Raw genomic sequence first — 25,226 nt, 5'->3', positions numbered from 1 at the left:
TTCCGTGACGCGCGGTATCACCGGTTCGGGGGCGGACCGTCGATCGGACGCCCGAGGACACCGGGCCGCCGCTGCCACGGCCGGGGCCCGGCCGGCGGCCGGTAGCCGACGCCCAGGGCGTCAAGTCGCCCGTAGTGGGGCGCCATCCGTCGTTCGAAGTCGGCGAAGTCCCGCTCCCGCGAGGCAGGCAGGGAACTCCAGGCGACCTCGGCGAACGCGGCGAGCCGGGGGAAGGCCTGGTAGTCCACGCGCGCGTGGTCCTCCATCACCTCGGTCCACAGGTTGGCCTGCGTGCCGAGCACGTGCCGCGCCTCCTCGGCCGTCAACTCCCCGGGAACGGGCTCGAACCGATAGACGTCCTCCAGGGTGCGCACGAAACCGATCGGTACCGGCTCGTCCTCGCCGGGCGCCTGCCGGTGGTCCAGGTAGACCTGCTGCTCGGGGCACATCACGACGTCGTGTCCGGCCCGCGCGGCGGCGATCCCGCCCGCGTAACCACGCCAGGACGACACGGCCGCGCCCTCCGCGAGGCCGCCCTCCAGGATCTCGTCCCAGCCGATGAGCCTGCGCCCGCGCGCGGAGAGCCACGTGTCGAAGTGGCCGATGAACCAGGACTGCAACTCGTCCTCGTCCGCGAGGCCGAGTTCCCTCATGCGCGCCTGCGCGGTCGGCGACTGCCGCCACTGGTCCTTGGGACATTCGTCACCCCCGACGTGAATGAACTCCGAGGGGAACAGCTCCAGCAGTTCCTCGAAGACCCCCTCGTAGAAGCGCAGGGTGTTGTCGGTGGGGGCGAGTACGTTGGGATTGATCCCCCAGGTGTCCCACACGGAGAGGACCGAGGTGCCGATGACGTCGGTGTTGCCGAGTTCCGGGTACGCGGCGATCGCGGCCTGCGAGTGGCCCGGCAGATCGATTTCGGGGACGACGGCGATATGCCGCTCGGCGGCGTAGGCGACGATCTCCCGGATGTCGTCCTGCGTGTAGTAGCCACCGTGCGGCTTCTCGTCCCACAGCGGTGAGGCGCGATGGCCGAATTTCGTCCGCGCCCGCCAGGAACCGACCTCGGTCAGCCGGGGGTGCCTCCTGATCTCGATCCGCCAGCCCTGATCGTCCGTCAGATGGAAGTGGAAGACGTTGAGTTTGTGCGCCGCCATCAGATCCAGGTAGCGCAGAACGCCTTCCTTGGGCATGAAGTGCCGGGCCACGTCGAGCATGAGCCCGCGCCAGGGGAAGCGGGGGCTGTCCTCGATCGTGACCTCCGGGAGGTCCCAGTCCTGCCCGGGGCGCAGCGGAGCCCGGCGGAAGGCGTCGGGGCCGAGCAGTTGCCGGAAGGTCTGCGCACCCCAGAAGACGCCTGCCGCGCTGCCGCCCCGGATCAGGCGGTGCCGCCCTTCGAGGGACAGGCGGTAGCCCTCCGGGGGCAGTGCGGGGTCGATGGCCAGCTCGATACGCCACTCGCTGTCGCCGTGCTCCGGCAGGGGGAAGCCGGTCGCCGCGCCGACCGTCGCCCGCAACCAGCGCGCGACGCCCTCGGTGCCGGGCCCCGCCTCGAGCCGGGTCCCCTCGTCCAGGCGGACGCGGCCGGCACGGTCGTAGGTGATGAATCGGGGCGCCGGAATCAGTTCAGTCATGTCGGTTCAGTCCTTGACCGCTCCGCCCAGCCCGGAGACCAGTCGTCGCTGTACGAGTACGAAGAACACCAGCACCGGAATCGTCATCACCGTGGAGCCGGCCATCACACCGCCCCAGTCGGGGTCGTCCGGTTTGTAGAAGACCAGCAGGGCCATCGGCAGCGTGGACTGCGAAGTGTCGCTGATGATGAAGGACTTGGCGAAGAGGAAGTCGTTCCACGCGGAGATGAAGGAAAACACGCTGGTGGCCACCAGCCCCGGCAGGACGAGCGGAAAAAGGATCTGCCACAGAAAGCGTGTGCGACTCGCCCCGTCGAGGTACGCGGCCTCCTCCAACGCCTCCGGAACCGCTTTCACGAACCCCCTCAGCATCCAGATCGCGAAGGGCAGCGAGAAGGCGATGTGCGGCAGGATCAGCGACCCCAGGGTGTTCAGCTGGCCGAAGTCCCGCATGAGGAAGAACAAGGGGATCGTCAGCGCCTCGACGGGCACCATCTGGGCCACCAGGAACATGATCAGCAAGGTGGTCCGGAAGCGGAACCGGAATCGGGTCACGGCGGTCGCGGCGAGAAACGCGATCAGCCCGGAGACGATCACCACCGCACACGCGACGATGAGGCTGTTGAGGAAGTAGCGACCGAATTCCTGCTGTCCGAAGACGCGCCGGAAGGAATCCAGAGAGGGCGTCAGAGTCCATGGCCGGGGCTTGCTGGACTCGATCTCCCCGGCCGGTTTGAAGGCGCTCAGCACCATCCAGTAGAGCGGGAAGGCGACCACGACGGCGACGAGCAGCGCCACCGCGTCGGAGATCCATCGCCGGGAAAGGTTCACAGTTCCTCCCCCTGCCGCCGCAGCAGCCGCAGGTAGACCAGGGTGACGGCGAGCAGGATCAGCAGCATCACGACGCCGATCGCCGCGCCGAGGCCGTACTGCGAGGACGCGAAGGCCTGTTGGTAGGCGTAGACGTTCAGGACGAGGTTCTGCCCGGCGATGCCGCCGCCGTTCGTCATCACATAGATCTGGGTGAAGACCTTGAAGTCCCAGATGACCGACTGGATGGTGACGACCACGAGGATCGGCCGGAGCATCGGCGCGAGCACCGACCGCCAGATCCGCCACTGAGAGGCGCCGTCCAGCTCGGCGGCCTCCAGCACCTCCGACGGCACGGCGCGGATCCCCGCGTAGACGGTGACCATCACGAACGGGAAGGAGCACCACACCACTTCGAGGAGCACCAGGAAGAAGGCGCTGTAGCGGCCGTAGGTCCAGGAGTGGTCGCCGAGTCCCAACAGCCGGTTGACGGGGCCGAAGTCGGGGTCGAACAGCAGCAGCCAGACCGTGGAGCCGGTGACCGCCGGCGTCGCCCAGGCGCCCAGCGCGGCCAGCATCAGCGCGAGCCGGGGCACGGCACGCACGCGCGTGAGCAACACGGCGAGCGCGCAGCCGACGGCGAGGGTGGAGACGACGCAGGCGGCCGCGAAGACGACCGTCGACAGGAGCACCTGCCAGAACTGATCGTCCGAGAACACGTCGGCGTAGTTCCCGAACCCCCGGAACACAGTCGGCTGCCCGCCACTGACCTGTGCCTGGGTGTACCGGAAGAGCGAGATCAGCCCGAGCTGGTAGACGGGATAGGCAAGGAGCGCGGCAAGAACGACAAGAGCGGGGGCCAGATAGAGCCAAGGAGTACTGGAGCCTGCCAAGGGGCGCGGGGCTGTACTGAATTTGCGGCTACCGCCGCGTGGGCGCGACCAGCCACGGCTGACCCTCAGTCGCCCACGCGCCGCAAGCCCCGAGTCATGAGGCGTCACCCGATGGAGCCGAACGCCGTGTCCATCTTCTTCGCCGCCTCGGTCGAAGCCCCCGCCACATCCTTCTTGCCGCTGATGACCTCCTGGAACATGGTCGGCACGACCAGCTGGGAATCGATCTGCGACCAGGCGGGGGACGCCGGCACGAACTTGGTGCCGGCGGCCAGCGTCTGCACGAACGGCTTCACGAACGGCTCCTTCGCGGCAGCCGCGTCCCGGACGTCCGTGAAGGTGGGCAGGAAGCCCATCGCGTCGAACAGCGAGGCCTGCGTCTTCTTCGAGGCGAGGGCCTCCATCAGCTGGACGGCGAGCGTGCGGTGCGTCGTGCTCTTCAGCACGCCGATGTTGTTGCCGCCCGCGAACGCCGGAGCGATCGAGCCGGCCGTCACACCCGGCAGCGGCACGACGGCGTACTTGCCCTTCACCGCGCCCGCCTCCACGGCCGTGTGGCTGAAGTCGCCGCCGATGACCATGCCCGCCTTGCCGGCCGCGAACGCGGTGACGCTGTCGTTGCCGCCCATGCCCGCGCACTTGGCGGCGGGGCAGTTGTCGTCGGAGAAGAGCGAGGTGTACGCGGTGATGCCCTTCCGGGCGGCCGCGCTGTCGATGGCGGAGGCGTAGGAGCCGCCCTTGCCGTTGGCGAGCTCGCCGCCGTTGGCCCAGACGAAGGGCATCGCGCCGTAGGTGTAGGCGCCGCCGACGACCAGGCCGTACAGGTCGGGCTTGGCGGCGCGGATCCTGCGGGCGGTCGTCGCCAGCTCGGCCATGGTCTTCGGGACCGTCAGGCCGAGTTCCTCGAAGACGTCCGTGCGGTAGTAGAGGGCGCGGACGCCGACGTAGAAGGGGGCGCCGTAGAGCTTGCCGTCGACGGTGACGGACTGTTTGGCGGTGGGGTCGGTGTCCTTGGTCTCGCTCCAGTCGCCGAAGTCCTTCGTGACGTCGAGGAGTCCGCCGTCATGGACGTATCCGGCCGTGTCGGTGTTGCCGTACTCCATGACGTCGGGGGCCGACTTGGGGTCGTTGAAGGCGGCCTTGACGCGCTGGGCGCGGGTGTCGATCGGGATGTACTCGACGGCGACCTTGGTGCCCTTGTGGGCCTCCTCGAAGGCGGTGACGACCGAGTCGACGACCTGTTCCTTGGGCTTGTTGCCGACCTCCTGGAAGAGCCAGACACGCAGGGTGCCCGTCTTCGCGTCGGTGTCGGAAGAGGAGTTGTCGGACGTCTGGGGGGCACATGCGGTGGCGACCAGGGCGGCGGCCGCGAGCACGGCCAGTCTGATGGGGAGCTTCATCGAGCGATCCTCCGAGCGTTGCAACATACGCAATGGCTGTTTTGCTCTGCACAACACCCCGGAGGCTAGGGACTACATGAACACGTCGACAAGAGGTCTCAACCACTCTGTGACCACGTGACGCATCCCGTGCAACGCAAGCCCCACGACAAATACGCCGAAGGCCCCCGAAGCGCGCCAAAACGCGCCCCGGGGGCCTTCGGAGGTGAGAGCGGAGACAGCCGGGCGGGCCGGCTGCTTCCGGCCGGCTACTTCTTGTCGCCGCCCTTGCCCTTGTCGTCCCCGCCGCCCGCCATGGACTCGAAGATCTCCTTGCACATGGGGCAGACGGGGTACTTCTTCGGGTCGCGGCCGGGCACCCAGACCTTGCCGCACAGCGCCACGACGGGCGTCCCGTCGAGGGCGCTCGCCATGATCTTGTCCTTCTGGACGTAGTGGGCGTAGCGCTCATGGTCCCCGTCGCCGTGCGACACCTGCGGCGTCGGCTCTACGAGGGTCCCCGTACCAGTCCCGCGCTCGGGCTCAAGAGTGCTCATACGGCCAAGGGTACTGAAGGCGGGTAGCGAAGCTCACGCGCCTCACACATGCCTCGCCCGCGCATCAGTTGAGCGAGGCGTCGTCCGGATAGGTCGCCACCATCGCCAGCTCGCTGCGCTGGCGGCGCAGCACCTCGCGCCAGAGTCTCTCGGGGGACGGCGAGGAGACGTCGCCGGGCTCGGACTCCACGACGTACCAGGCGCCCTCCAGCAGTTCGTCCTCCAGCTGGCCGGGGCCCCAGCCGGCGTACCCGGCGAAGATCCGCAGGGAGCCGAGGGCCGAGGCGAGGAGTTCCGGCGGGGCCTCCAGGTCGACGAGGCCGATGGCGCCGTGCACCCGGCGCCAGCCGAGCGGGGCGCCGTCGAGGCCCGTGCCGCCCGGGATGACGGCGACCCCGAGGGCGGAGTCGAGTGACACCGGGCCGCCCTGGAAGACGACGTCGGGCTCGCCGGTGAGGTCGGCCCAGCCCTCCAGGATGTCGCTCACGCCCACCGGGGTGGGCCGGTTGAGGACGACACCCAGGGAGCCCTTCTCGTCGTGGTCGAGAAGGAGCACCACCGCACGGTCGAAGTTCGGGTCCGCCAGGGCGGGCGTTGCCACGAGCAGCCGCCCTGTGAGCGAGGACACCTCGGTCATGCCAGACATGATCCCGCATCTTCCCGTGAATGGGGGAGGCAATCGGGGCTCGGGGGCGAGGAGCAGGTCGAGCGCACGGATGCCGTCCGGGCGCACGAACGGAACGGGCCGCGACGGTGACCCCATGTGCTCGGCGGGAAACCGTTCGTGTTGTGACACAGCTATGACGTTGCTGGGCGGTCCTTGGGCTTACGGGAGAGGGGTCGACGGCGATTACTCTGTCTCCTCTGGCCCCTGCCCGACCCAATGGCCCTTGCCCCAGCCCAATCCACCATCCATGGAACGCGAGATACATGACCGTCAACGGCTCTGACGACGTACTGCTTGTCCACGGCGGAACCCCGCTCGAGGGCGAGATCCGTGTCCGCGGTGCGAAGAACCTCGTGCCCAAGGCCATGGTCGCCGCCCTGCTGGGCAGTGCGCCGAGTCGGCTGCGCAACGTTCCGGACATCCGTGATGTGCGGGTCGTACGCGGCCTGCTCCAGCTGCACGGGGTGACGGTCCGTCCGGGCGAGGAGCCGGGCGAGCTGGTGCTCGACCCGACCTACGTCGAGAGCGCCAACGTCGCCGACATCGACGCCCACGCGGGCTCGAGCCGGATCCCGATCCTCCTCTGCGGTCCGCTGCTGCACCGTCTCGGCCACGCCTTCATCCCCGGCCTCGGCGGATGCGACATCGGCGGCCGGCCCATCGACTTCCACTTCGAGGTGCTGCGGCAGTTCGGCGCGACGATCGAGAAGCGGGCGGACGGGCAGTACCTGGAGGCGCCGCGGCGGCTGCGCGGCACGAAGATCCGGCTGCCGTACCCGTCCGTCGGCGCGACCGAGCAGGTGCTGCTGACGGCGGTGCTGGCGGAGGGCGTCACCGAGCTCTCGAACGCGGCCGTGGAGCCGGAGATCGAGGATCTCATCTGCGTGCTCCAGAAGATGGGCGCCATCATCGCGATGGACACCGACCGCACGATCCGCGTCACCGGTGTGGACAAGCTCGGCGGTTACAACCACGCGGCCCTGTCGGACCGGCTGGAGGCCGCCTCCTGGGCGAGCGCGGCGCTGGCGACGGAAGGCGACATCTACGTCCGCGGCGCCCAGCAGCGCTCGATGATGACGTTCCTGAACACCTACCGCAAGGTGGGCGGCGCGTTCGAGATCGACGACGAGGGCATCCGCTTCTGGCACCCCGGCGGCCAGCTGAAGTCCATCGCCCTCGAAACGGACGTGCACCCCGGTTTCCAGACCGACTGGCAGCAGCCGCTGGTGGTCGCGCTCACGCAGGCCACGGGGCTGTCGATCGTCCACGAGACGGTCTACGAGTCCAGGCTGGGCTTCACCTCGGCGCTCAACCAGATGGGCGCGCACATCCAGCTCTACCGCGAGTGCCTCGGCGGCTCCGACTGCCGCTTCGGGCAGCGCAACTTCCTGCACTCCGCGGTCGTGTCGGGCCCCACGAAGCTCCAGGGCGCCGACCTGGTCATCCCCGACCTCCGAGGCGGCTTCTCGTACCTGATCGCCGCCCTCGCGGCCCAGGGCACCTCCCGCGTCCACGGCATCGACCTCATCAACCGCGGCTACGAGAACTTCATGGAGAAGCTCGTGGAACTGGGCGCGAAGGTCGAACTGCCGGGCAAGGCACTCGGCTAGGGACGGTGACGACCGGCCCGGCCGGCGTTCGAGGCCCTTCCTGACCGCAACGACGAGGGGGCGGCACCCGGAGTCCCGGGTGCCGCCCCCTCGTGGTTGACCACGGCGCTCTCAGCGGAGCGCTTACTTGCCCTTGGCCGCTTCCTTGAGCTTCGAGCCCGCGGAGACCTTCACGCTGTAGCCGGCCGGGATCTGGATCGGGTCGCCGGTCTGCGGGTTGCGCGCGGTGCGAGCGGCACGGTGGGTGCGCTCGAAGGTCAGGAAGCCGGGGATGGTGACCTTCTCGTCGCCCTTGGAGACGATGTCGCCGACGACCTCGGCGAACGCGGCCAGCACTGCGTCGGCGTCCTTGCGGGTCACCTCGGCGCGGTCGGCCAGCGCGGCCACCAGCTCACTGCGGTTCATGTTGTTACTCCCGTGTTCTTCTTGCCGTTGAGGCGTGCCACGCGGCGGAGCCGCATGTGGGGCACAGCGAAGTCGTTGTGCTCGCGCCCAGAGACGCATCCTGCCCCTACCTGCGGCGGGAAAGCCAATCCGGCACCCGCACGGAGGCGTGAGACAACCCATGTGTGTCACACGTAGGGCCCAGGACCGCCGGGCGGGTCCTGGTTCGGGCGCAACCCTAAGGGGCCGCCGGCGGCACGAGGTTATGCGACGCGCCGTCGCGGGGGCTTGCGTGGTGATCCTCACAGCCCCCGCACACTCCGTGGGCAGAGCCTACGAGGCCGACGCGCCCGCCGCCTTCGCGGCGTCCCGCACCGCGCCCGCCACCGCTCCCGCGACCTTGTCGTTGAAGACGCTCGGGATGATGTAGTTCGCGTTGAGCTCGTCGTCGCTCACGACCTCCGCGAGGGCCTTCGCGGCCGCGAGCATCATCTCGGTGTTGACCGTGCGGGACTGCGCGTCCAGCAGGCCGCGGAAGACACCCGGGAAGACCAGCACGTTGTTGATCTGGTTGGGGAAGTCGGAGCGGCCGGTGGCCACGACAGCGGCCGTCTGACGGGCGACCGTCGGGTCCACCTCGGGGTCCGGGTTCGCAAGCGCGAACACGATCGCGTCCTCGGCCATCGCGGCCACGTCGGCGCCGTCGAGGACGTTCGGGGCGGAGACGCCGATGAAGACGTCGGCGCCGCGCACGGCCTCCTTCAGGGTGCCGGTGAGGCCCTCGGGGTTGGTGTTGTCGGCGATCCAGCGCAGCGCCGAGTCCTGGGCCGCGTCGACGAGGTCGGAGCGGTCCGCGTGGACGACGCCGTGGATGTCGGCGACGACCGCGTTCTTCACGCCGGCCGCCAGCAGCAGCTTGAGGATGGCCGTGCCGGCGGCGCCGGCGCCGGACATGACGACCCGTACGTCCCCTATGCCCTTGCCCACGACACGCAGGGCGTTCGTGAGGGAGGCGAGGACGACGATCGCGGTGCCGTGCTGGTCGTCGTGGAAGACCGGGATGTCGAGGGCCTCGCGCAGCCGGGCCTCGATCTCGAAGCAGCGGGGGGCGGAGATGTCCTCGAGGTTGATGCCCGCGAAGCCGGGGGCGATGGCCTTGACGATCTCGACGATCGCGTCGGTGTCCTGGGTGTCCAGGCAGAGCGGCCAGGCGTCGATGCCGGCGAACCGCTTGAAGAGGGCCGCCTTGCCCTCCATGACCGGCAGCGCGGCCTTCGGGCCGATGTTGCCGAGGCCCAGCACGGCCGAGCCGTCCGTCACGACCGCAACGGAGTTGCGCTTGATGGTGAGGCGGCGGGCGTCCTCGGGGTTCTCGGCGATCGCCATGCAGACCCGGGCCACACCCGGGGTGTAGATCATCGAGAGGTCGTCACGGTTGCGGATGGGATGCTTGGACTGCATCTCGATCTTGCCGCCGAGGTGCATCAGGAACGTACGGTCGGAGACCTTGCCGAGGGTGACGCCCTCGATGCCGCGCAGCTGCTCGACGATCTCGTCGGCGTGTGCGGTGGAGGTGGCGGCGATGGTGACGTCGATGCGGAGCTTCTCGTGACCGGACGCGGTGACGTCGAGGCCGGTCACCGAGCCTCCGTGGGACTCCACGGCCGTGGTGATCTGGGAGACCGCCGTTCCGCTCGCGGGCACCTCCAGACGGACCGTGATCGAGTAGGAGACGCTGGGCGCCGTTGCCATGGCCGACTTCCTCTGCACTGCTGGGTGGCGGGATTGCCGTCCGATCGTCGCACCTACCCCCGAGTACGCGGTAGCCGCCCTGGCATTGCGGACGTTTTGTTCACGGGACGGGGATCCAGTGCAACTTCGGAAAACAATTTCCACCATACGAGAGCCGGCCGGGCAACGAAAGAGGCCCACGTCACTGATGTGATGTGGGCCTCTTCCACGTAGGTGACACCGACCCGCCATGCTCGCCTCGCGGCAAGTGGTCGCTCGTAGCGACGAAGGTTGGGCCCGGGGGCTTGGATCGAGCCGGTGTCACGACCAGGCTAACAAACGGATGCCCGAACACCATTCCCGTCCGGGGAGTTCACAGGAATCAGTCCCCGACTCGGCCCCGGGTCAGTCTCTGAGGAGGTCGGGCACTCCGTTCGCGTCCGGGTCGTCACGGTCCGCCGAGACCACCGTCAGCTGCTGGGTGGCCCGGGTCAGGGCGACGTACAGCACGCGCAGCCCGGCCGGGGACTCGTCCGCGATCTCCGCCGGGGAGACGACGACCGTCGCGTCGTACTCCAGGCCCTTGGCCTCCAGGCTGCCGAGGGCCACCACGCGGTCGCCGAGGCCGGTGAGCCACCGTCGGGCCTCCTCGCGGCGGTTCATGGCGACGACGACGCCGACGGTGCCGTCGACCCGCTGCAGCAGCCGCTCGGCCTCCGCGCGGACGGTCGCGCCCAGGGTGCCGTGCAAGGCGGTGAAGCGGGGCACGACGCCCGTGGAGCGGACCGCCGAGGGGGACTCGGCGCCGGGCATGGCCAGCGCCAGCACCTTGGCGGCCAGTTCGGCGATCTCGGCCGGGTTGCGGTAGTTCACGGTCAGCTGGAAGCGACGGCGCGGGCGGCTGCCGAGGGCCTCGTCACGGGCCTCGGCGGCCTCGTCGGGGTCGGACCAGGAGGACTGGGCCGGATCGCCGACGACCGTCCAGGTGGCGTGCCGGCCTCGGCGGCCGAGCATGCGCCACTGCATCGGCGTGACGTCCTGGGCCTCGTCGACGATGACGTGGGCGTACTCGACGCGCTCCTGGGCGAGCCGCTCGGCGCGCTCGCGCTGCGACTCCTCGCGCACCGGCATCAGCTCCTCCAGGCCGGTGAGCTGGTCCAGCGGGTCCAGCTCGCGCCGCTTCTTCGGGCGGGCCGGGGCGCCGAGGATCGCCTGGAGCTCGTCGAGCATGGCGATGTCGTGCACGGAGCGGCCGTCCCGCTTGAGGGAGCGGGCGACCCTGCGGACCTCGCCGGGGTTGAGGATCCGCCGGGCCCAGCGGCCGAGCCGCCGCTCGTCGGCCATGGCGGTGAGGACGGCCTGCGGGGTCAGCTCGGGCCACCAGGCGTCGAGGAAGGCGATGAACGCGTCCTCGGTGGTCACGTCCTCGTCGAAGGACGAGCGCAGCTCGGCGGCCAGCTCGGGGTCGGAGTGCCGGCCCGCCGCGCCGGAGCGCTCCCACAGGGCGTCCAGGAGGAGCTTGCGGGCGCGCGGGCGCAGCAGGTTGACGGGGGCGGTGCCGCTGAGGGCGATCTGCCGGACGCGGTCCAGTTGGGCGGCCTCCAGCTCCAGCCGGCGGCCGAAGGCGACGACCCGCAGACGGGTGGGCGTGCCGACGGGGGCGAGGGGCTCGTCGAGCTCCTCGGCCTCGTCGGTCTCACCGAAGGACAGCTGACCGGAGCCGCCGCCCCGGCCATGACCGCTGCCGCTGCCGCCGGCCTCCAGCGCGCCGCGCGCGGCCTTCCGGAGCACCTTCAGCATCCGGTACGAGCCCTTGGCCCGGGCCACCGCCGGGGAGTCGTACAGGGTGGCCTCGGCGCCGTCGACGAGGGAGCCGATGGCGCGGATGGCGACCTGGCCCTCCTCGCCGAGGGAGGGCAGCACGCCCTCGGTGTAGGCGACCAGCAAAGGCGTGGGCGAGACGATCAGGATGCCGCCCGCGTACCGGCGCCGGTCCTGGTAGAGCAGGTAGGCGGCCCGGTGCAGCGCGACGGCCGTCTTCCCGGTGCCCGGGCCGCCCTCGACGTACGTGACGGAGGCGGCGGGGGCCCGGATGACCAGGTCCTGCTCGGCCTGGATGGAGGCGACGATGTCGCGCATGGTGTGGCTGCGGGCCTGACCGAGGGCGGCCATGAGGGCGCCGTCGCCGATGACGGCCAGTTCCTCGCCGTCCAGGAGGGCCGTCAGCTCGGGGCGCATGAGGTCGTCCTCGACGCCGAGGACGCGACGCCCCTTGGAGCGGATCACCCGACGGCGCACCACGCGCCCCGGGTCGACCGGGGTGGAGCGGTAGAAGGGCGCGGCGGCGGGCGCCCGCCAGTCGATGACGAGCGGGGCGTACTCGGAGTCGAGGACGCCGATCCGGCCGATGTGGAGTGTTTCGGCGATGTCGGCCGTGTTGTCGGGCCTGACGGTCCCCTCGGCGGGCTCGACGGCGGTGTAGGCGCCGTCCGGGCCCTTCTTGCCGTCCTTCCCGAGGAGGAGGTCGATCCGTCCGAACAGGAAGTCCTCGAACTCGTTGTTGAGCCGGTTGAGGTGGACTCCCGCGCGGAAGACCTGCGCGTCCCGCTCGGCGAGCGCGCCGGGCGTGCCGACCTGGCCGCGCTTGGCCGCGTCGGTCATGAGGAACTCAGCCTCGTGGATCTTCTCCTCGAGACGCCGGTACACCCGGTCGAGGTGTTCCTGTTCGACGCTGATCTCGCGCTCTCGGACCGAGTCGGACGCGGCGCCGACCGCGGTTTCCTGCTGAGCCTGTACGGCCACCGGGCCCCCTTCTGACGTGCTGGGCAGCCGTCAACCGTACGCGAAGGGGACCCGGCAAAGCTACGTACGCTACGCGTCGATCTGGACGAGCTTCTTGCCGTCGAAGGTCATGACCTCGAAATGATCGATCTCGTTGGTGCTGAAGGCGGCGCCGCCGACGACGTAGAGCGGGTTCTTGGCCTGCTCGGTCTTGGCATCGGCGATGCCGTAGCCCCACTCCGGAACGGCCCAGGAGGAGACCGTCTCGCGCTCGCCGTTCTTGCCGACGGCGATGAGCGAGCACTTCTCCGGACCGGTCACGTTCTTCAGTTCGACGCCGATCTCCGTGCCCCACGCCTTCTCGCCCATGGCGACGGTCGCGGTGACCTTGGAGGCGGGGTCGGTCGCGGAGACGCGGTCGGTGAGGGTCGCGAAGGTGTCCTTGGCGGAGTTGGCCGACTTGGTGGCGCTCGCCTCGGTGCCCTTGGTGCCGTTGTCGCCGCCGGTCGCGGCCAGCACGGTGAGCGGGCCGCCGATGATCAGCGCGGCCGCGGCCGCGACCAGGAAGAAGGAGCGGCGACGTTTCTGCGCGCGGCGGTCGGACACCTCGTCGACCAGCCGTTCCGCGAGGCGCGGGCTGGGACGGGCGGACAGGGACTCGCCGATCGCGGGCGTGCCGGTGCCCGGCAGGTCCGCGAGGGCGGCCAGCATGGGCTCCATGCCGGCGAGCTCGTCGAGCTGCTGGGCGCACCACTCGCAGCCGGCGAGGTGCATCTCGAAGGCGGTCGCCTCGGCGTCGTCGAGGATGCCGAGGGCGTAGGCGCCGACGGTCTCGTGCTCGCTCGGGCTCGGAGATCCCACTGATCCCTGCATGGGGCCAGACATACCCGAACCACCTGATCCGAATCCCCCGTAACCGCTCATCACGCCGTCACCCCCCGCTCCTCAAGAGCCAGCTTCATCGACCGCAGGGCATAGAACACCCGTGAGCGCACGGTGCCGCTGGGTATGCCCAGCGTCTCGGCCGCCTCGTTGACGGTACGCCCCTTGAAGTACGTCTCGACGAGCACCTCCCGGTGGGCCGGTGTCAGGTCGTCGAGCGCATCGGACAGCGTCATCAGCCACAGCGCCTTGTCGATCTCGTCCTCCGCAGGAATGACCTCCAGCGGCGACGGGTCGACCTCCTGCGGCCGGGCCTGCCGGCTGCGGTGGCCGTCGATGACGATGCGGCGTGCGACCGTCACCAGCCAGGGGCGTACTGATCCGGTCGCTCGATTGAGCTGACCGGCGTTCTTCCAGGCACGGATGAGTGTCTCCTGCACTACGTCCTCGGCACGCTGCCGATCTCCGGCAACCAGGCGCAGGACATACGCAAGCAGGGGTCCGGCATGCTCCCGATACAGAGCACGCATCAGCTCCTCGTCAGGTTCCGAGGGCTGGGACATGCGATGTCGGGCCCTCGATCCACGTTCATTGGCCACGGCCGCATCCTTGCGCACGCCCACCTCCGGTGTCCGGGGGTTCCCCCAGTCGGTCGCTCGACGACGGGTACGGAGACGGGGTGTTGAGTGTTCAAACCGTGGGGACAATTTTCTTCCGGGTGTCATGACGAGGGGGACATGGGGGCACATTCCCCCCTCGTTTTCTTTACATTTCCACCACAGCGACAAGATCGGGCCGACTGCCCGACGGTCGACACGAGTAAACGACGTGTAATCGAAATCACTTCGACGCCCGCTCCACAGAAGGGACATAACGCCCCCTCAGGTGCGGGCGAGCGCCGCCCGCCGCCGGTGCCGAGCCACCCTTTCCCGGTTCCCGCAGACCTCACTGGAACACCAGCGCCGACGACGTCCCCGGGAAGTGTCGAGGTACACGATGGGGCAGTTGTCCCCCGCGCACTGCCTCAGGTCCGCCCGGGCGACAGGATCGGTCAGCAGCTCCACGGTGTCCCGAGCGACGGCCGCGAGCAAGGCGGCGCACCCGGGCGGCCGGTCCAACGCCCGCACGAGCACGCCGTCTTCGCCACGCACGGCACGAGGGGTCGGGGGCGCGACCCGAGCGAGGTCGTTGACCCGGGCCAGGGCGAGGTCGTACGGCCCGACGGCGTGGTGCACGACCCACCCCTGCACCAACTGTCCGACATGCCGCCGAAGTTCCCGGAACGCCACCGGCCACGCCCCGTCGACATGCCCGAGCGACGTGTGCGGCGGCACGAGCCCGGCCCCCCGGATCCAGGCGCACAACGGCGCGACGGAGTCCAGGTGTTCCTGCGGATGACTGGTCGCCAACAGATCGAGACAGGGCCGTCCGGCATCGAACCGCAGCTCTTGGAACTCCATCCGCCACCACCTCGGGCGTCGTCCGGGGAGAACAGTTCCCCTCACAGTGCCAGCGCAGGTTGGTGATTCATAGCCTGTCCGGGGGTCCCCCTCCGGGGGAGCTTGAGGGCGAGGCCGTTCAGGCCGGCCGAACCGGGGGTCTGGGGGCGGAGCCCCCAGGGGCGGAACGGCGATCGGCGGCGAGGCAAGAACCGCCTAACCGACGGAGTACTTCGCGTCGGCCGCCGGATCCAACGCCAGCCGATACCCCCGCTTCACCACGGTCTGGATCAACTTCGGCGCCCCGAGAGCCGTCCGCAACCGGGCCATCGCCGTCTCGACGGCATGCTCGTCCCGCCCGGCGCCCGGCAACGCCCGCAGCAGATCGGCCCGCGGCACCACCCACCCCGGCCGCCGCGACAGCGCCCGCAGCAGCGACATCCCGGCCGGCGGCACCGGCTTCAGACACCCGTCCACCAGCACCGCATGCCCACGGATCTCCACCCGGTGCCCGGCCACCGGCAGCGCCCGGGCCCGCCCCGGCAGCTCCCTGCACAGCAACTGCACGAGCGGCCCGAGCCGGAACCGCTCCGGCTGGACGGTGTCCACGCCCCGCGCCTGGAGCGGCAGCGCGGTGACCGGGCCGACGCAGGCGGGCAGGACGTCGTGGTGCAGGGCGGTGAGCAGCTCGGACAGCAGCCCGCGCTCCTCCGCCCGCGACAGCAGCGAGGCGGCGGCAGGCGCGCTGGTGAAGGTGATCGCGTCCAGTCCGCGGGTGACGGCGGCGTCGAGGAGCCGGTCGAGCGGCGCGATGTCCTCCGGCGGCATCCACCGGTAGACGGGCACGCCCACGACCTCCGCGCCGGCGGCCCTGAGCGACTCCACGAACCCCGGCAGCGGCTCGCCGTGCAGCTGGACGGCGACCCGGCGTCCGTCGACGCCCTCCTCCAGGAGCCGGTCGAGCACCTCGGCCATGGACTCGCTGGACGGCGACCACTCCTCCGTCAGCCCGGCGGCCCGCACCGCGCCCTTGACCTTGGGGCCGCGGGCGAGGAGCTCGACGCCGTCGAGCCGGGCGAGCAGCTGTTCGCCGAGCCCCCAGCCGTCGGCGGCCTCGACCCAGCCGCGGAAGCCGATGGCTGTGGTGGCGACCACGACGTCCGGCGCCTGGTCGATGAGGTCCTTGGTGGCGGCCAGCAGCTCGCCGTCGTCCGCGAGCGGCACGATCCGCAGGGCGGGCGCGTGCAGCACCGCCGCCCCGCGCCGCTGGAGCAGCACGCCGAGCTCCTCGGCCCGGCGCGCGGCCGTCACGCCCACGGTGAAACCCGCGAGGGGTCCGTGTTCGACGGCGGCCTGGGGGCTGATGGCCGGTTGTTGCTGTTCCTCGTACATAGCTCTCGTTCCGCACTCGAGTCGCATTAACACCTACATGCCGACGAGCCTGTCAACGGTCCGTGACAGGCTCGGTTCGGCTACATGTCGCCAGTGTTACGTCACACCTCGGCGTAGCTGAGCTGCGGCTTCGCCTCGGAGGAGGTATTCGACGACGTCACCCGGCCCGCCGGGCGGCGAAGGTATACAGCCCAGGTGACCGCGAAGCAGGCCGCGTAGAAGGCGAGGAAGGCGACGAAGGCGCCGGTTCCGGAGCCGTAGGAGAGGAAGGACTGCCGGAAGGCCAGGTTGATGCCGACGCCGCCGAGCGCGCCGACCGCCCCGATGAGCCCCATGGAGGCCCCGGAGAGCCGACGTCCATAGGCGGCGGCCTCCTCGCCCTCCAGCCCCTTGGCGACGGCCTTCGCCTGGAAGATGCCGGGGATCATCTTGTACGTCGACCCGTTGCCGAGGCCGGTGAGCACGAACAGCACCACGAAGACGGAGACGAACAGCGGCAGCGACTTCTGCATGCTGGCGAAGACCAGGACGGCGGTGGCCGCGGCCATGCCCACGTAGTTGTAGAGCGTGATGCGGGCGCCGCCGTAGCGGTCGGCCAGCCAGCCGCCGACGGGGCGGATCAGGGAGCCGAGCAGCGGGCCGATGAAGGTGAGGTAGGCCGCCTGGAGGGGCGTCCGGCCGAACTGGTTCGTCAGGACCTGCCCGAAGGCGAAGCTGTAGCCGATGAACGACCCGAACGTGCCGATGTAGAGGAAGGACATGATCCAGGTGTGGGCGTCCTTCGCGGAGTCGATCGCGGCGCCGGTGTCGTTCTTCACGGACGACAGGTTGTCCATGTACAGCGCGGCGAGGGTCGCGGCGATCACGATCAGCGGAATGTAGAGCCCGAGCAGCACGCGCGGGCCGCCGCTGGCGCCGATGACGGCGAGGCCGGCCAGCTGCAGGACCGGCACACCGATGTTGCCGCCGCCCGCGTTCAGGCCGAGCGCCCAGCCCTTCTTACGGAGGGGGAAGAAGGCGTTGATGTTGGTCATGGAGGAGGCGAAGTTGCCGCCGCCGATGCCCGCGAGCAGGCCGACCAGCAGGAACGTGTTGAAGGATGTTCCCGGCTCCATCACTGTGAACGCGGCGATCGTGGGGACCAGCAGCAGCGCGGCGGAGACGATCGTCCAGTTCCGGCCGCCGAAGATCGCGACCGCGAAGGTGTACGGCACCCGGACGACCGCTCCGACCAGCGTCACCATCGACGTCAGCAGGAACTTGTCGGCCGGGGTGAGGCCGTACTCCGGGCCCATGAAGAGCACCAGCACGGACCACATGGTCCAGATCGAGAATCCGATGTGCTCGGAGAGGACGGAGAAGACCAGGTTACGACGGGCGATCTTCTCGCCCTTCTCGTTCCAGAAGGCCTCGTTCTCCGGGTCCCACTCCTCGATCCAGCGGCTCCCCTTTTTCGTCGGGGACGACGCGGGTGCGGGGGCTGTACTCGGGGCTGTCATGACGCCTCCACGGTGCTCCGGGGCTCGGGTGGTTCGGGGGGATGAGCGGTGATGAGTCCCGAAGGTAGGGAGGGCGCGTTTCCGGGCTGTGGCTGTGGGTGACCGGAAAGGAACGTTGCTCTCACCTTGCGAGAGCGCCCGGTGAGAGGTTTTGGGGAGAGCTCAGCGCTGCGGCGGCCGGCCGTAGGGGTTGGGGGGCTGCGGCCGGCCCTGCGGGTGGGGCGGGTACGGGGCCTGGGGCTGCTGAGGATACGGCTGAGCCTGGGCTTGAGGGTACTGCTGGGGATACGGCTGCGGCTGAGCGTACGGCCCCGGCTGCTGATGGGGCCGGCCGTACGGTCCGGGCTGCTGGTGCGGCTGGGGCTGCGGGTGTCCGTAGCCGCCGGGGCCCGCGGGGGCGGCGCCGTACGGTCCGTACGGGCCCGGGGGGGGCCTGCCCCGGGTGACCGCCGTAGGCGTGCTGGCCGTGTCCGGCGGCCGCGCCCGGCGGCAGATACCGCACCCGGCCCGTCTCGTCCGTCAGCGGCGTGAAGCCGGCGGCCTGGAGACGGGCGGCGAACTTGGCGTTGCGGTGCCGGGTGACGACAAGGCCGATGCCGAGGAAGCCCATGAGGACGGCCCAGATGACACCGGCGATGGCGAAGTCCGTTCCCGTGGCGCCGAGCCGGATGCCGATGATCGCGCAGCCCGCGGTGGCGCCCAGCGCGCCGTACCCCATCCGCTTCTCTGCGTTCTTGCCGGTGAGGTCGAAGTTGATACGGGCCTTGAGCAGCTCGAAGGCGTCCGGCACGACGGGCGGCAGGGAGACGCCGTCGGAGGCGTTCGGGTACTGCGCCCAGTTCTGCGCGGCACGCGCGCGTGCCTGCGGGCTCGGGTCCGGGAGGATCAGCATCACCAGCGCGGTGTTGCGGCCGCCGCCCTGCCGTACGTCCGCGTACTCGTACCCGAACTGCTGGGCCACGAAGGCCAGTCGGGCCAGCTTCTTCACCGAGGCCATGGCGCTGGTGAGCTCGACGGGCTCGCCTCCCGCCATCAGCCGAAGCATCTTCCGTATCTGCCGCTTGCTCACCGGCACTCACTCCCCCGTCGCCCGTCGGCCGGGCCACTGTTCACTTACGCAACGCGAGGCAGTCTTCCACACGCCCCCGACACCGGGAATCGACGGCCGATCCCCCTTGACCTGCCCTTTACGGGCGTCAGCTCAGGCATCTCGGGCGCCTCGGGCACGTCAGGCGCGGTGCGACGCCTTCGTCGCCCGTCCGTCCGGCCACAGGCGGGGCTTGCGGCGGGCCGCCAGGTCCTCCACCCAGCCGAAGCAGACGACGCAGGCGGCCGTGAGCAGCCAGACGGCCGGCAGTTGCGGCCACGGGCTCTCCAGGAGCCAGCGGGCGTCGGCTTCCAGCCACGCGATGTTCCACAGGCGGTCCCACAGGGCCGCCACCACTCCGATGCACACGCTGTGCCACAGGTAGATCGTCACGGCACGGGAGTTGAGCAGGGTGATCAGCCGGTCCCAGCGGCGCAGCCGGGCCGGCCACTTCGACCAGGACGGGCTGATGTGCAGGAGCAGCAGGACCGCCGCGAAGGACCACAGGGACTGGGCGAACGGCATGTCGTCCAGGTCGTGGCCCTCCCGCAGGTTCTGGCTCAGCGCGTACCAGAGGCCGACCCCGGCGACCGCCGGCGCCAGCGAGGGGACGACATAGCGGGGCAGCCGGCGCAGGATGCCCTCCTGGTGCGCCATGCCCAGCAGCCAGCACGCGCCGAACGCGCCGAAGTCGACGAGGCCGGACTCCAGCCGCCACCCCGGCACCGAGAGCGCGCCGAACTCCAGGGCGGCGGACAGCGCGATCGGCGCGAGGATCGTCGGCCAGGGCAGCCGGCGCAGGGCGCGCAGCAGGAGCGGGGAGAGCAGGACGAACCAGAGGTAGGCGCGGAGATACCACAGAGGCACGCCCATGTCGGCGGCCCAGTCGTCGCCGATCAGCCCGTGCACGCCGGGCACGCTGTCGCCGTAGGGCGGGTCGCCCAGCGGCACGATCCAGAAGGCGAGCTGGAGCCACCACCAGGCGGAGTTCCCGTCGTCGTCCGGGCCCCAGCCGCCCGCCAGCATGCCCGTCAGGCCGACCGCGCCCAGCAGCCACAGCGGGGGCAGCAGCCTCCGCAGCCGTCCGCGGGCGACTTCCAGCGCGGGGCGTCTGGCCAGCGAGCGGGCCATGAGGTTGCCGGCGAGCGCGAACATCACGCCCATGGAGGGGAAGACGACGGGCAGCCAGGCCCAGCCCATCAGGTGGTAGAAGACGACGCGGAAGAGGGCGACGGCCCGCAGCAGATCGAAGTAGCGATCACGCCCACCGCCCTTCTTCGCCCCGTCCTGCTCCGCGCTCCCCTGCTCCGCGCTCCCCTTCTCCGGGGCCTCCTTTTCGAGGCCGGACAGGTCGAGGGCGGCCGTCGTCTCCGTCGGCTCGGTCGTCTCCGTCGGCTCGGTGCTCTGGGTGCTCATCAGGCCACGCCTCCGTCCATGCTCGCTGCCGATCCGCCCGGCGGGGCCGCCACCTGGCCCTTGCGGCGCAGCTTCTGCCAGCGCAGGCGGCCGCCGGTGAGGGCGGTGATCCAGGACTGGAGCAGGACCATGTACATCAACTGTCGGTAGAGGAGTTGCTGGAGCGGGAGCGAGATCAGCGGGGTGAGGCGTTCGCGGTCCAGGACGAAGGCGTAGGCCGCGCAGCCCGCCTGGACTGCAAGGACGCCGAACCAGGCCGCGATCGTCTTGCCGGTCGGGCCGAAGAGCAGGCCGTAGACGAGGAAGAGGTCGATGAGCGGGGCGAGGAGCGGCGCGACGACCATGAAGAGCGAGACGAGGGGCAGCCCGACCCGGCCGAAGCGCCCGGAGGGACCGCTCTCGACCAGCGCCCGGCGGTGCTTCCAGATCGCCTGCATGGTGCCGTAGCACCAGCGGTAGCGCTGGGACCACAGTTGCTGGACGGACTCGGGCGCCTCGGTCCAGGCCCGCGCCTTCTCCGCGTACACGACGTGCCAGCCGTCGCGGTGGATGGCCATGGTGATGTCGGTGTCCTCGGCGAGGGTGTCGTCGCTCATGCCGCCGACCCGGTCCAGCGCGGAGCGGCGGAAGGCTCCCACCGCGCCGGGGATGGTCGGCATACAGCGCAGGACGTCGTACATCCGGCGGTCCAGGTTGAAGCCCATCACGTACTCGATGTGCTGCCAGGCGCCGATGAGGGTGTCCTTGTTGCCGACCTTGGCGTTGCCGGCGACGGCCCCGACCTGCGGGTCGGCGAAGGGCTGGACGAGCTCGCCGACCGTGGAGGGCTCGAAGACCGTGTCGCCGTCCATCATCACGATGAGGTCGTGCCTGGCGTTGGCGATGCCTCGGTTGAGAGCGGCGGGCTTGCCCGCGTTGAGCTGCCGGACGACGCGCACGCCGGGCAGTCCGAGGTCCTCGACGATCCGGGCGGTGCCGTCGCTGGAGCCGTCGTCGATGACGAGGATCTCGATCGGGTGCTCGCTCTTCATCAGCGAACGCACCGTGCTCTCGATGCACTTGGCCTCGTTGTAGGCCGGCACCAGCACGGACGCCGGTTCGGTGACGGGCGCGTCGGGACCCCAGACGAAGTCCTTGCGGCGGGTACGGCGGGTGTGCATCGCGGAGAGCAGCAGCATCAGGCCGAAGCGGGCGAAGACGAGGACGCCGATCACGGCGAGGCCGACGACCAGGACGGCGGTGATGTCGTCGGAGGCCGCGACCAGGAAGACCCAGGCCCTGCCCTTCCACAGGTCGAGTCCGCCGACCGGGGTGTGCGCGCTGGGCGCGTTCAGGGCCTCGGTGAGGTTCTCGAACTCGTAGCCCTTCTGCTGGAGTTCGGGCAGGTAGGCGTCGAGGGCCCGGACGGTCTGGGACCGGTCGCCGCCGGAGTCGTGCATCAGGACGATCGCGCCCTTGCCGTCCGCCGGGGTGGAGTTGCGGATGATCTCCCGCACGCCCGGCCTGCGCCAGTCCTCGCTGTCGGCGGTGGTGAAGACGGTGAGGTAGCCGCGGCTGCCGACGAACTCGGTGACCGGCCAGGTCTCGTCGTCGAGGGCGTCCGTGCTGGAGGAGTAGGGCGGCCGGAAGAGGGAGGTGCGGATGCCCGCCGCGCCCTCCAGGGCCAGCTGGTTCTGGGTGAGCTCCCAGTCGATGCGCTTGTTCGACTGGTAGGAGAGGTCGGGGTGGTTGAAGGTGTGCAGCCCGATCTCGTGGCCCTCGTCCACCATCCGCCGGACCAGGTCCGGGTAGCGGGAGGCCATGGTGCCGGTGATGAAGAAGACGGCGTGCGCGTGGTGTTTCTTGAGGACGTCGAGGACCACGGGGGTCCACTTCGGGTCCGGCCCGTCGTCGAACGTGAGCACGATCCGGCCGTCCGGCACGTCCAGGCTGGTCTGCCGTCCGCTGCGGGTGTCGACGACCGGCCCGCCCTCGCGGATCAGCTCCGGCACCTTCTCGGCGGCGGCCTCGGGGCGGACGCGGTGGTCGGCGAGGATCTCGCTGTGCACATAGCCGCGCAGCATCAGCATCGCCATCATCGCGAGCAGCACCAGCATCGGCAGCAGGTGCCGCAGCCGCAGCGGCATCGACCGACGGCGTTCGGGAGGCGGCGGGGCCCCGTGCCCGGAACCGCCGGCGGCGTGCCCGGGGGCCCGTCCCCGTCCCTGCCGCCGGCCGGACCGCCGCCCGTGGGCGTGCGCCCCGCCGCCCGGCTCACCCCCCGATGAGCCCCCCGACGACGGGGAGGACGACGAGTGCGCGGGCTGCCCGACAGCGGACCGTCGGGCCGAACGTCGGCTGGTACGTGGTGCCATGAGAGGTGGTTCTCCGGGGACGAGATCGGGCAAAAGGGACCCACGCCACACACTCGTGCGGCGCGGAGTGAAGGTGATCGCCTGAGGCGAGTGGGAGGCCGGGGCGCGACGGACGAGCAGTCGGTCCGACACCGACCGTCGGCATCGACTGCCGGCATCGACCGCCGGCATCGACCGCCGGCATCGGCGCGTCGGCCGACGCGGGCCCGGCCCCCCCAGGGGCCGGTATGCCGTTCAGGCCGCGGGGCTCGAGGCGGCCGGGGCCGGTTCCGGCGGGCCGTCGGCGACGGTGTTGGAGGCTCCTCCGGCCGGGGACGGCGAGGAGGCGGCCGTCGGCGACGCGGCGGGCGAGGACGCCGGCGGCGGCGGCGAGGAGGCCGGCGGCGGCACGACCGGGGCGCTCGGGCCGGGCGGGGAGGGAACCGAGGCCGGCGGCCCGGCGCTGGGCCGGGCGCTTCCGCTCGCCGAGGGCTGCGCCGCGGCGGACGGCCCGCTCGACGGAGCCGCGCTCCCCGACGCACCCGGCGCCGCGCTCACACCCGGCTTGCCCGGCACCGCGCCCGGCGTGGACGCGGTGATCCCCGCGCCGCCCGGCAGCATCTCGCCCGGTTCGCCGGGTCGCGGGGTCGTGGAGTCCTCGGGCGTCTCCGAGTCGTCGACCTTGCCGGCCGCCGGCTTGTCGTCGGCCTTGCCCGGCACCGGTACCGGCAGCCAGGGCGCGCCCGCGTTGCCCGACAGCAGCGTGGCCACGATGACGACGGCGTACGCGCCGCACGCGGTGCCCACGAGGATGCCGATGCGGCGGAACGTCCGGCTGCGGCGGCCCGACTCGTCGACGAACACCGGGACGTCGGAGGCGGCGTCCGCGGCGTCGGCGCGCCCCTTCTTCAGGGGGTCGAGCTGGACGGTCACCTCGCGCGGATCGTTGCCCTTGCCGTCCACGCCGCCGGGCTCCTCTCCCCAGGGATCCCGGAGATCGCTCGACCGTTCGTTTTCGGAAAGGCTGTTCGAGGCATTCGAGGTCGCGGATGAACCGCTTTCCTGCTGTACCTCCAGCAATGACCGGTACCTCTGGGATCCGGCACCCATGACCGGAACATCCCGAGTCGGCGGCGCCGCCTCCGGCCACTCCGGTTGGGCGTCTTCTCGCCAATTCTTCACGTGCGCTCTTCCCCCCACGGAACTGTTCTGGGTACACCTACGACTCCGAGCCCACGTCGATGGAACCGGGCCCCCACCCAGTCCCCGCGCCCCATTTACCCCATTGTGCTCAGGTCGATGAATCTAGCGCAGGCGTGGGCCCCGTGTTCGCGATGTGTCATTTATGGACAGAAGTCATGTTCATGCCTATGTCTGAAAACATCCCCTTGACGCAGCACCGAGAAGCGGGGAGACAGACATCTTTCGCCACACCAGTGACACAGGAGGACCCGGAAGCCGCGCCGGGAGGAGCGCGGAGCACAGCCGCAGGCATGGCCGGAAAGTTCAGCGACACGAACAGCGAATTGCCCATGTTTGTCCGCGATCGAATAAAACCTTCAACTCGGGTGAATTCCCGTACGCCCCGTTGACGCACTCACGCCCGACACCGGGTCGGCGGATCAGCGGGTCACCGGGTCGGTGAGCCGGGTGCCGAAGACCGCGCAGGACACACCCTGGACGCCCTCGTAGGTCACGGTCCGGCCGGGGCCGAGTTCACCGGCGAGGCGTTCGGCGAGCGTCTCGCCGGCTTCATGGAGGCGCCGGAACGCGGATTCCCGGCGGGCGTCTTCGCGGTCGCCCAGCCAGGCGTCCATCGCCGCGTCGATGCCCCTCGCCCAGGCGGACAGGTCGGCGACCAGCGCGTCGGACAGCCCGAGCGCGGCCGAGGCGTCGTCCGGGGCGAAGTCGTCGTGGGCGCCCTTGCGGAGCGGGTGGGCGTGGTACTCGCCGAGGAGGGTGATGTGCAGGGGGTGGTGCGGCGGGTCGCCGTAGGCCTCGAAGGTGAGGAAGACCTCCCCGCAGCCCCAGCACACGAAGCGCTCGTCGCCCCGCCGCTCGTCCCGGTACCGCACCGCCCACGCGGGACCGAGGTACGCGGCCAGCTCCCGGGCCACCGCCCGGGTCCGCTCGACGTGCCGGCGCAGCTCATGCTTCGTCGGCACCGGACCTTCGGCGTCGAGGGGAAGCCGGACGAGAACGCTCCGCGGACGCCCGTCGTTCATGAAAAGCCTCCGAAACGGCAGAGAACCCCGCCCCTCGAAAGGGGCGGGGTTCTCTGTCACATGGGATATGAGTGGAGATGGCGGGAATCGAACCCGCGTCCAACGGTGCAGAATCAGGGCTTCTCCGTGTGCAGTTCGCTGTGATTTTCTCGGCCCCGGTGATCACGCGAACAAGTCGCCGACGGGCCCAGTCACTGTTTGATTTCCCTCTTCACCCCGTGACCGAGATCAAGGTTTAGTTCCCTAGATTATGCCAGGATCCGGATCGGGAACACTCCCGGGCTGACACCCATTAAGGGTCCTACACTCACTGCTTATTAGGCAGCGAGGGCGTAGGACTGGGAATCGCTCTTGGTATTGGCGATTATTTTTTGCGACATATGGTTTACGAGATCATTGCCGCTTCCTCGACACGCTTCCCCTGCTTCGACAGCCGCTGTCGAAACCGATCATCCCCATGTTGATTTTTCAATGCGCACACCGGTCGCCCGGTGTTGCTGCCATCGT

19 protein-coding genes, 1 other RNA gene and 1 pseudogene are annotated in these 25,226 nt (G+C 70.2%); 1 reads left to right on the top strand and 20 read right to left on the bottom strand.

Annotated elements, in window-relative coordinates; genetic code table 11:
• Positions 1–17 precede the first annotated feature (17 nt).
• From AB0J04_RS25475 to AB0J04_RS25450, 6 genes are all read right to left on the bottom strand, one after another.
• Positions 18–1,634 (bottom strand): beta-N-acetylhexosaminidase, encoded by a 1,617-nt coding sequence (locus AB0J04_RS25475; protein ID WP_363170856.1) that lies wholly within the window; start codon positions 1,632–1,634, stop codon positions 18–20.
• Between the two features lie 6 nt (positions 1,635–1,640).
• On the bottom strand, positions 1,641–2,465 hold the full coding sequence (locus AB0J04_RS25470; protein WP_363170855.1) for a carbohydrate ABC transporter permease: 825 nt from the start codon (positions 2,463–2,465) through the stop codon (positions 1,641–1,643).
• A complete protein-coding gene (locus AB0J04_RS25465) occupies positions 2,462–3,337 on the bottom strand; it encodes a sugar ABC transporter permease (RefSeq protein WP_363170854.1) in 876 nt (291 codons plus the stop codon). Before AB0J04_RS25465 ends, AB0J04_RS25470 begins: the two co-directional genes overlap by 4 nt.
• Positions 3,338–3,441: 104 nt before the next feature.
• Entirely contained in the window at positions 3,442–4,737 is a 1,296-nt protein-coding gene (locus AB0J04_RS25460) for an extracellular solute-binding protein (RefSeq protein ID WP_363170853.1), read from the bottom strand.
• 248 nt (positions 4,738–4,985) lie between these two features.
• On the bottom strand, positions 4,986–5,273 hold the full coding sequence (locus AB0J04_RS25455) for a DUF3039 domain-containing protein (RefSeq protein WP_351911809.1): 288 nt from the start codon (positions 5,271–5,273) through the stop codon (positions 4,986–4,988).
• 64 nt (positions 5,274–5,337) lie between these two features.
• Positions 5,338–5,910: a YqgE/AlgH family protein gene (locus AB0J04_RS25450; RefSeq protein ID WP_363170852.1), complete on the bottom strand. Its 573-nt coding sequence runs from the start codon at positions 5,908–5,910 to the stop codon at positions 5,338–5,340.
• 293 nt (positions 5,911–6,203) lie between these two features.
• Here AB0J04_RS25450 and murA point away from each other — a divergent pair, with 293 nt between their 5' ends.
• Positions 6,204–7,550 carry a UDP-N-acetylglucosamine 1-carboxyvinyltransferase gene (gene murA / locus AB0J04_RS25445; protein WP_363170851.1) on the top strand — a complete coding sequence of 449 codons (1,347 nt, stop codon included), beginning with the start codon at positions 6,204–6,206 and terminating at the stop codon, positions 7,548–7,550.
• Between the two features lie 123 nt (positions 7,551–7,673).
• Here murA and AB0J04_RS25440 read toward each other — a convergent pair whose 3' ends face one another.
• From AB0J04_RS25440 to ssrA, 14 genes and pseudogenes are all read right to left on the bottom strand, one after another.
• Positions 7,674–7,955 (bottom strand): HU family DNA-binding protein, encoded by a 282-nt coding sequence (locus tag AB0J04_RS25440; protein ID WP_004000874.1) that lies wholly within the window; start codon positions 7,953–7,955, stop codon positions 7,674–7,676.
• A 312-nt stretch (positions 7,956–8,267) separates the two neighbouring features.
• On the bottom strand, positions 8,268–9,686 hold the full coding sequence (locus AB0J04_RS25435; RefSeq protein ID WP_363170850.1) for an NAD-dependent malic enzyme: 1,419 nt from the start codon (positions 9,684–9,686) through the stop codon (positions 8,268–8,270).
• Positions 9,687–10,070: 384 nt separating this feature from the next.
• Entirely contained in the window at positions 10,071–12,467 is a 2,397-nt protein-coding gene (locus AB0J04_RS25430) for a UvrD-helicase domain-containing protein (protein WP_363170849.1), read from the bottom strand.
• Positions 12,468–12,536: 69 nt separating this feature from the next.
• On the bottom strand, positions 12,537–13,319 hold the full coding sequence (locus AB0J04_RS25425; RefSeq protein ID WP_363170848.1) for a zf-HC2 domain-containing protein: 783 nt from the start codon (positions 13,317–13,319) through the stop codon (positions 12,537–12,539).
• Positions 13,320–13,369: 50 nt separating this feature from the next.
• Positions 13,370–13,891, bottom strand: coding sequence for a sigma-70 family RNA polymerase sigma factor (locus AB0J04_RS25420; RefSeq protein WP_010039908.1), 522 nt, complete (start codon positions 13,889–13,891; stop codon positions 13,370–13,372).
• A gap of 318 nt (positions 13,892–14,209) precedes the next feature.
• The gene (locus tag AB0J04_RS25415) at positions 14,210–14,788 is read right to left on the bottom strand and encodes an ABATE domain-containing protein (protein WP_363170847.1); all 579 of its coding nucleotides are present in this window, start codon (positions 14,786–14,788) and stop codon (positions 14,210–14,212) included.
• 195 nt (positions 14,789–14,983) lie between these two features.
• Complete coding sequence (locus tag AB0J04_RS25410; protein WP_363170846.1) at positions 14,984–16,159, bottom strand: uroporphyrinogen-III synthase; 1,176 nt, start codon at positions 16,157–16,159, stop codon at positions 14,984–14,986.
• A gap of 101 nt (positions 16,160–16,260) precedes the next feature.
• Positions 16,261–17,658: a nitrate/nitrite transporter gene (locus AB0J04_RS25405; protein ID WP_363170844.1), complete on the bottom strand. Its 1,398-nt coding sequence runs from the start codon at positions 17,656–17,658 to the stop codon at positions 16,261–16,263.
• Positions 17,659–17,820: 162 nt separating this feature from the next.
• A pseudogene (locus tag AB0J04_RS25400) lies at positions 17,821–18,727 on the bottom strand (hypothetical protein).
• A gap of 159 nt (positions 18,728–18,886) precedes the next feature.
• Positions 18,887–20,161, bottom strand: coding sequence for an acyltransferase family protein (locus AB0J04_RS25395; RefSeq protein ID WP_363170843.1), 1,275 nt, complete (start codon positions 20,159–20,161; stop codon positions 18,887–18,889).
• Positions 20,161–22,287, bottom strand: coding sequence for a bifunctional polysaccharide deacetylase/glycosyltransferase family 2 protein (locus AB0J04_RS25390; RefSeq protein WP_363170842.1), 2,127 nt, complete (start codon positions 22,285–22,287; stop codon positions 20,161–20,163). Before AB0J04_RS25390 ends, AB0J04_RS25395 begins: the two co-directional genes overlap by 1 nt.
• A 462-nt stretch (positions 22,288–22,749) precedes the next feature.
• Positions 22,750–23,457, bottom strand: a complete 708-nt coding sequence (locus AB0J04_RS25385) for a hypothetical protein (RefSeq protein ID WP_363170841.1) — start codon at positions 23,455–23,457, stop codon at positions 22,750–22,752.
• A gap of 659 nt (positions 23,458–24,116) precedes the next feature.
• Entirely contained in the window at positions 24,117–24,719 is a 603-nt protein-coding gene (locus AB0J04_RS25380; protein WP_363170840.1) for a hypothetical protein, read from the bottom strand.
• 69 nt (positions 24,720–24,788) lie between these two features.
• Positions 24,789–25,176: a transfer-messenger RNA gene (gene ssrA, locus AB0J04_RS25375) on the bottom strand.
• Between the last annotated feature and the right edge of the window lie 50 nt (positions 25,177–25,226).

The sequence above is a fragment of the Streptomyces sp. NPDC050263 genome (assembly GCF_040655955.1).
Classification (GTDB): Bacteria; Actinomycetota; Actinomycetes; order Streptomycetales; family Streptomycetaceae; genus Streptomyces.
This window is presented reverse-complemented; position numbering and strand designations above follow the sequence as displayed.